At 55.7% G+C, this 7685-nt stretch carries 6 protein-coding genes and 1 pseudogene; 4 read left to right on the forward strand and 3 right to left on the reverse strand.

Annotated elements, in window-relative coordinates:
- Window positions 1-13 precede the first annotated feature (13 nt).
- Both AC5FRV_RS09620 and AC5FRV_RS09625 read right to left on the reverse strand, forming a co-directional pair.
- Window positions 14-2167 (reverse strand): homing endonuclease associated repeat-containing protein, encoded by a 2154-nt coding sequence (locus tag AC5FRV_RS09620; protein ID WP_493560881.1) that lies wholly within the window; start codon window positions 2165-2167, stop codon window positions 14-16.
- A gap of 387 nt (window positions 2168-2554) precedes the next feature.
- Window positions 2555-3754, reverse strand: a pseudogene (locus AC5FRV_RS09625) (outer membrane protein assembly factor BamB family protein); the annotation flags it as partial.
- Window positions 3755-4021: 267 nt separating this feature from the next.
- Between AC5FRV_RS09625 and AC5FRV_RS09630 the strand changes: the two are divergent.
- Window positions 4022-4657: a vWA domain-containing protein gene (locus tag AC5FRV_RS09630; protein WP_493560861.1), complete on the forward strand. Its 636-nt coding sequence runs from the start codon at window positions 4022-4024 to the stop codon at window positions 4655-4657.
- A 406-nt stretch (window positions 4658-5063) separates the two neighbouring features.
- On the opposite strand, the gene AC5FRV_RS09635 is transcribed toward AC5FRV_RS09630, so the two are convergent.
- On the reverse strand, window positions 5064-6206 hold the full coding sequence (locus tag AC5FRV_RS09635) for a tyrosine-type recombinase/integrase (protein WP_493560862.1): 1143 nt from the start codon (window positions 6204-6206) through the stop codon (window positions 5064-5066).
- Between the two features lie 124 nt (window positions 6207-6330).
- Here AC5FRV_RS09635 and AC5FRV_RS09640 point away from each other — a divergent pair, with 124 nt between their 5' ends.
- The 3 genes from AC5FRV_RS09640 to AC5FRV_RS09650 all read left to right on the forward strand — a co-directional run.
- Entirely contained in the window at window positions 6331-7005 is a 675-nt protein-coding gene (locus AC5FRV_RS09640; RefSeq protein ID WP_493560863.1) for a DUF8102 family protein, read from the forward strand.
- A 3-nt stretch (window positions 7006-7008) separates the two neighbouring features.
- On the forward strand, window positions 7009-7359 hold the full coding sequence (locus AC5FRV_RS09645; RefSeq protein ID WP_493560864.1) for a hypothetical protein: 351 nt from the start codon (window positions 7009-7011) through the stop codon (window positions 7357-7359).
- 109 nt (window positions 7360-7468) lie between these two features.
- A partial coding sequence (locus AC5FRV_RS09650) for a hypothetical protein (protein ID WP_493560865.1) occupies window positions 7469-7685 on the forward strand: 217 nt, incomplete at its 3' end.

Here is a 7685-nt window from a genome sequence, read left to right on the forward strand (position 1 = left end):
GTTCAGAACTGCTTCACATCAGCTCGTTATCGAACTCAGAGACGATCTCGTCGAGGACGCTGTCCTCCCCTGTTTCGTCTTCACTCTTGTCGTTTGTTTCCGCTTCGTCGTCCGGTTCCGCTGCTTCCTCTGTCTCGTCTTCTAGTTCTACTTCGTCTTCGCTCTCTTGCTCCGCGCCGAGCGCTGAGTGCTCAGCCACCCTCTCGTCTACGGCGGGAACGTCCGCCGAAAGCGGGGTGACCGACATATCTCGTGAACTCGAGAGATTGAGCACTGTCTCCCCGTCCTTGTCCCACTTGCGGAGACGCACTTCCGTCAGGACGTACCACTCGCCGACGGTCCAGTCGAACTCGCAGTCGTGTTTCGCCCAGACGTCGAACGTCGCCGACGTCCCTGTGACGTCCCGGATGGTAAGTCGAGCGTCCTTTTTCTCGTCCGGGGTGTGGCGTTCGGCGACGTAGACTGCTGTTTCGCCGTGGAACCGGCTCTCGTTTGGTAGCTCCGCGAGCGTGAAATAGTCGTCCAGCACGTCATCGTGGCTCGACGCCTCCGCCTCCGCAGGGTCGTCCGCTTGCTGCTCCTCGGACGTAGACTCGGAGTCCTCCGTCGAATCGTCAGAATCGAGGTTAGCAGCGTCGACTGCAGCTGCCCACGAGCCGAAGTACGTCGAGTACTTCCCCGCATTGTACGCTCCCTCACGGTTCATATCGCTGGATGTCGGCTCACCGTCGACGGCCTCGGCAACGCGTTCGAGTTCACCAAGGAGTTCGTCCTCGACACTGATGCCCGCTGCTTCAAGAGCGCCCTGCCAGGATTCGAACCCGTCAGTGACGTCACCCTGGTCCCAGTCAGTACGACCAAGGAACTCGTTCCGCTTTGGCATTCGCCCGAGTTGTGAAGCAACGTCGTCGATGGATTCGGCTATCTGTTCCCGCTTGCTACGCTCGGTAGCGACATCACCGTCAGGGCTCCGCTCTCGTTGCCACGCCCGCCGATGGTCGAGGTAGTGCCTCCCGGACTCGGTGAGTCGATAGCCGTTAGACCGCTCGTCGAGTTCGAATTTGTCGACGAGCCCCTTCTCGGCGAGCGTATCGAGATTGGGGTACAGTCGACCGTGATTGATATCCTCGTCGTAGTACGTCTCCAGTTCGTCCCTGATCGCCAGTCCTTTGGCGTCCTCGTGACCAGCGATGACGACCAGCAGGTCGCGCTGGAACGCCGTGAGATCGGCGAATTCGGCCGTCGAGTGACTGTCGTCTCGCTGGTCATCTGTGGCATCGTCCATCTGTGGCTGGGTCTCCTCTGTCGTTTCCTGTCGTGATTGTTCGTAGGCGGTTACGCGGGATTCGAGATCAGCAACTCGCCCGTCAAACGTCGCCGTCGCGATGCTCGATGCGGAGAGATGGTCACGGGCGTCTTCGAGCTTCGATTCGACCGTCTCACGAACGCCGTCCGGGTTCTCTGATCCCTCGATCGCTTCGTCGAGGAATGTCTCGCACTCCTCGAGGAGCGACTCTATCCGCTGGGTAGCGTACTCCCTGTTCGCAGTTGCCTGGAGTTCGTCGATCAGGTTTTCCTGATGCTGTATCGAATCGGCCGAGAGATACGGGACGTCCCGGTCGATGAGCCTCTCGGAACGATCCCGTGCTTCGTCCAGTTTCGCGAGCGCGGGCTGCCACCGCTCGGCGTCGACGTCTTCCTGGGCCGCCTGGATCGAATCGTCGAGCCTGTCACGAGCTCTCAACCATTCGTGCACCTGCTCGATATCGTCTCGCCGTGTGCCAATTCGATCCTGGAGTGATTCGATGCGATCGGAGGCCGACGAGCCGGAAGGTGACTCTAATCGGTCCCTCGCTTCCTGGATCTCTTTCGCTGCATCTTCGAGCGCTGCTTCCGCATCGTCGACGTTCCCGTGGGAGAGATAGCCGTTTACACTTGCCAGCGATCGTTCGACTGCCTCACAGGTTTCTTCGAGCGACAATTCGCGGGCCCGACGGATGGCCCCTTCGAGTGACTCCTGTTCGTCTCGTACCTTCTCCTGTAGCGGCTGAACTCTAGACGATGGTACTGGTTCGGGTACGGTAACGAGCTTCCCCATCAGCCGTTCCAGTTCCTGGTTTGCCCTTGCTATCGTCTGCTCGGCGTTGTCTCGCTCGCCCGCTACCACCAGTTCCGTAATTTCGTCCTGCAATTCGTCGACTCGCTCCAGCGTCGATTCGACGTCCGCTTCGAGCACCTGGATCTGTTCATCTTCAGCACCCTCACCGTCGGCGTTCTTCGGTTCCTCTTCGTTCGGTTCCTCTTCGTTCGGTTCCGTTTCCCGCTCGATCGTGACTCGGGACCTACTAGTGCTACTATCGTCTGGAGACTCGTCACTCCCCCGCAACAGGAGGTACCCGACTAGAATTCCCCCGAGCCCCAGGCCAATGCCCAGGTCACCGACCGGGAGTATGTCGCCATCCATTTGCTTCCCTGATACGCCAGGGCCATCACTTCCACGTGGCTCGGCGTCCGGAAGCGGGACCGGAGACGAGTCGGGCGACGTAATCGCGTACACTCCCCCGTCGTCACTCCCGACGTACACCATCCCGCTCACGGCAGTTGGCGTCGAGACGATACTGTCGGCCGATTCGAATCGCCATCGCTCAGTTCCGTTCTCCGCGTCCAGGGCGTACAGATAGCCGTCCTCGCTCCCGACGTACACCGTCTGTCCGGCCACGATCGGAGACGCCTCGATCCCTGGACCCCAGAACGCGAACTGCCACGAACTGTTCGCGTCGAAGCGCCACTTCTCGATTCCAGAATCTGCGTAAAGCGCGATGACGTCGCCGTTCTCCGCACCGACGTACACCAACTCCGTCGTCACTGCTGGTGACGTCACAATCCACGGTGTCGTCGTAAATTGCCACTGTGTAATTCCGGTGACAGGATCGAGGGCGTACACCCGCCCCTGCGCCGTCTCGCCAGGGTCTGTCCCGGCTACGTAAACGGTATCGTTGGCGACGGTCACTGCAGGCACCCTGTCGATGACCCTGTCGACGTGCCACCGCTCGGTACTGTCGAATCCGGTGGGGTCGTCAGTGAGGTCGAAGGCGTAGATCGACCCGTCGTCACTGCCGACGTAGACGCTGGTGTCCGTTACCGCGGGCTGCGACAGCTCATCCCCGGACAGCGACGCTTCGGCCGAACGACGACCGTCGTCATGGAACGACAGGAGGGAGGTTCCACTCGTCGTGTAAATGTGGTCCTGCCAGATGACCGGTGCCGAAACTGAGTCGCCGTCGAGGGGTGCCGACCACTGCTCCGTGCCTGACGTCGCGTCGATGGCAACGAGCCTTCCGGCAGTCGTCGTCACGTAGACGGTCCCTTCGGCGACTGCCGGCGAGGTCGGCGTTCCGTCCGCAAACTCGAAGTTCCAGTGCACTTCACCGGTGATTGCATCGAGAGCGACCAACTGCCCACCCTCCGTTCCCACGTAGGTCAGATTGTCGACGACGGCCGGTGACGTGCGGACGTTCGCGCCAGCCCGATGCTGCCAGAGTGCGGCCGGGTCTGCGGTCGGTCCGCTCTGGTCTGCCGCGAAGCCAGTGTTCGCCGCGTCGTACTGCACCATCGGAGAGCCACTCACGACAGGCGTTTCTGTAGCACCGTCGGCCGCCGAACCCTTGACAGTACTACTACCGAGGACGCCGCCTCCAGAGATACCGAGTAAACCAGCGCTACGAAGTATGTCACGCCGGGATTGTTCCGCCATTCGGGTAAGTCACTATCAGTATCCCATTTATATCCATTTCTTCCGAGAATACACGTAGTCGTTTATTTCAAATGTCGAGGAGCGTGTCACAAGTCCACGATCTGTATTCACGGAAAATCCCGGCGCCTGGCTGCGACTGGACTTGGTGTCCAGCGTCGCCTTGATCACACCGCTCCAGGTAGAGTCGGCATCTCGGCGATCGCGATAGAGGCGTTCTCCCGGAGGCTTTGACATTGATAAGGGAACCCGGTCCTGGACGGGTGGACCATGAAGACCCACGTCACCTTCGTTCTCGACTCCTCGGGCTCGATGTCGACCATCCGCGAAGACACAATCGGCGGCTACAACACCTTCCTCAAGGACCAGCGGGACGAGGAGGGCACGGCGACCGTCTCACTGTACGATTTCAACACCCACGTCAACCTCGTGTACGAGACCTGCCCGATCGAGGATGCTCCGGAGCTGGGTAGCGACAACTACACGCCTTCGGGGCAAACTGCGCTGCACGACGCGATATACCAGGCGATCACCGAAACGGCAGACCACTTCGCATCCATGGGAGTCGAAGAGCGACCTGACAACACCATCGTCGTCATCCTCACCGACGGGAAGGAGAACGCGTCCGAAACCCCGCAGCCACGGGTGCGAGAACAGATCGAGTACCGCCAGTCGGAGTTCGACTGGGAGTTCCTCTTCATCGGTGCGAATCAGGATGCGGCCCTCACCGCGGGCGGGATGGGTATCGACGGAGAGTACACACTGGACATGGCACACAGTGGCGACGGGGCAGAGGCTGCGTATGAATCTACTTCTGACCGAATCAGCAACGCACGGGAGGAAGGGTCAACTGGTGGGTTCGGGGCAGCGGATCGAGAACGGCAGGACGACGCACGGGACTCGTAATTCCTACGTAGCAACTATCAGTTCCATCCTCGATAGTCCTGGCTCTGATGTGACCGGTTGAATCTCATCTGAATATTTCGGGAGTATCTACGTAGCTACGTGGACGAGGTGGAGTTTGTACTTGACTTCCTCGCAGAGGCCGCGGAGGCTATTGGTGGTGATTTGTTTGAGAATATCGCCGTCGATGTAACAATAGATATGGTTCGCTCAAGCCCGTGAATAGTGTTTAATAAGAGAGGAAATGGAATATAATACCCATGGATGCGACAGAAATCGAACAACAGCTCTCAGAGGTTAAAGATCGAATCTCAACACTTTCCGTATCATATCTTTTATTTCAATGTTGGGCAAAACGCCCCGAGCCAACCGCTCACCATGGCTCATTGTGACGGATTTGAGCTGCATCTTACTGCCCCCCGTAGCTGCCGTGATCTCGACGAGCGTGGTCTAGCTCTCGGCTCCGCACCTCCATCTTTCCATGCTCGTCTCTCGCGTCGTAGTGCTCTTCTAGTACCTCAGGCGAGACGTCGCATCGGCCGCTGAGATAGGACCGCTCAACACCAGAAGAGAGCTGATGAGAGATGTAGCCACGACGGATTGCATGGGGTGATTCACTGCCAGGGCACTTCGAGGCAGAGCATGCATCTGTAGCATCACATGCTTCGATATCACGATTATAAGGACATCCCTGGTCCACTTCACAGGGACGAGTCCATTTGTAGACGTATTTTCGGACAGTCGTTGAGGATATGCGGCCGTGCGAGGTCGCTAACAGGGGTTTCCGGCCGTATTCATCAGTGACGTCCGGTCGTTTCTGACTAAGATAGTCGTTAATGACGTCACAAACATGCTGACTCAGTGCTATCAGCCGCTCACCGTTTTTACCATTCTTGAGCCCCGTACCAGTATCGGGACGATGGTTTGGTTCCAGATATGGTGTATCCTCACGGGGATGATAGTCATCACAGTCGAGAGACTGAAGCGTGCCAATCCGTGCTCCAGTGTCAGCTAAGAGCAGCCAAGTTACGTGTTCGAGGGACGCATACTTGTAGTCCGAGAGCCACTGAATAATTTCTCTTGCTTGATCAGCTTCAACAGTGTTAGAACGAGCAGCATCTCCCTTCTTTATCGATGGAACACGAACCTTCTCGTGGAGATTCCATTCCACAGCATCTATCTGTCCGCAATATCGGATGAACTGCCGAATGACTTTCTGCTGCGTCTTTTCAGTTGACTGCGCGAGGGTGTCAGTTTTTGTCGGGGCCTCTTCACGTCGCCAGATGCGATAGCTATGAAGCTGACGACCAGTGAGCTCGTTCAGATTGTCAATCCCCTGCTCAGCGCACCACTGCTCGAAGAAATTCAATGCAGAACGGTGCGTCTGCAGAGAGGACTTTCGGAGATCTTGACTTTGGTCAGAGAGATACATCTCAGTGGCTTCCTCTGGAGCGATTGGCTCCAGCTCACCAGTCAAGCGCTCGCCTGCATGGCTTGAATTCACGGTTGGGCCGCTCAGCGTTTCGACCGATTGGGTGTTGTTTCGTTGCATCGGCAGTTACCGATAGGTGGCATGTGGAGGAATCGCCGGTTAGCAGGCTTCTACACTACATTTTGCGAACTTTGAGGTCTCTCGGGGTGTGTTTATAAGTGCCGTCAGTCTTATTTCGGATTGCATGACTGACCCTGATGATCGAGGGATTCTCACCGACACAGACAGAGAGTGGTTGAAGGGAGATATTGAGTATAATCAGCGACAAACCGCTGCAAAGCGTCGAGCACAAATCCGGGAGCGAGTTTCCGCAGCGCTACAGGATTTTGCACTTCTCACGGAACACTGGTCAGAAGATGAACGTCAGAAAGTTTTCAGTCAACTTGACGAGCGGGAGGCTATCGCCGCTGAGATGGTTGAGTTCTTGCATGTGGGTTTGAACGAATTGGCGATGAATTCAGAGGAGGTAGCAGGGGAGAACCAAGTTGACAACGCGCTCTCATTCCGGAGAGCTCTATCCGAAGGAATCGAATCGGGTAAGGAGCATTTTGACCAGTCTACAGGCCAAGTCCTCATTGACTCTAATACCAAATTATTCGAGCTTCCATCCGTAGATGATTTTCGAGAGGATATTGACACTGAACAATGGAGAACTGCTAACGAGTACGTTCAAGGGGCCTTCGACGAGACCGATGATACCACTATCAATCAAAAAGAGGCGGCACAGAACTACCATATGGCCCTGCATTTGGAGATTGAAGAAGATTTATTCAACCGAAGACAGCAGTCCGATTCTGAGATCAAACGCCATGACGAGTTAGTAAGATCTCCTGGATTTCGTGGAAAGAGGAGAGACTGATTGATGAGCCGCAATTCCGCTGATGAAGATGAGAGGTATTATAGAGCTGCAATCGTGACGAGTGAGCACCCCGAAAATCCGCTAAAGGGCACAATGGTCGCAATTAGTACCTCTTTTGATTTTTCTATACCAGGTAATTTATTCGATAAAATTATCGAAACAGCTAACGAGAAATTTGACATCGACCAATATGCTAATCGCCTACGTCTTGGCACCCTCTATTTCGATATTACTCATGAAGACGTTGTTGGGATATGTTGGGAAGAATCACCCTGTGCGTACTCTCACGGTGACTTCGATGAGCCCGTTGAAACACTTCCAGAGTATCTTAGTCCAACTGACGAGTTATTGTAGACTTCCATCCGGCTTGCCTAGTCGGTCGCGGGGACCTAACTCGTGTGATTATCGGACCATAATATAATAGCCGGACTTTTATCCATAGAATTTCATTCTCGCGTAATAGATGTACATTGAGAAATATCGAACACGACGTAACCGCTTTCTTGCGATTAATATTCTTGCTATTCTAGTGGGAGTCGCGGTAATCGGAGCCGTGTTAGTATTTTTTCCAAATCAGAGCTCAATTGGGCTAAATCTTGGTCTGCCAATAATCGCTGCTGGTGCAGTCCGAATGTTTGATTATAAGCTATTCAAATTAGGTGAGCAGAAAGAACTTGTAG

The sequence above is a fragment of the Halomicrobium sp. HArcel3 genome (assembly GCF_058933135.1).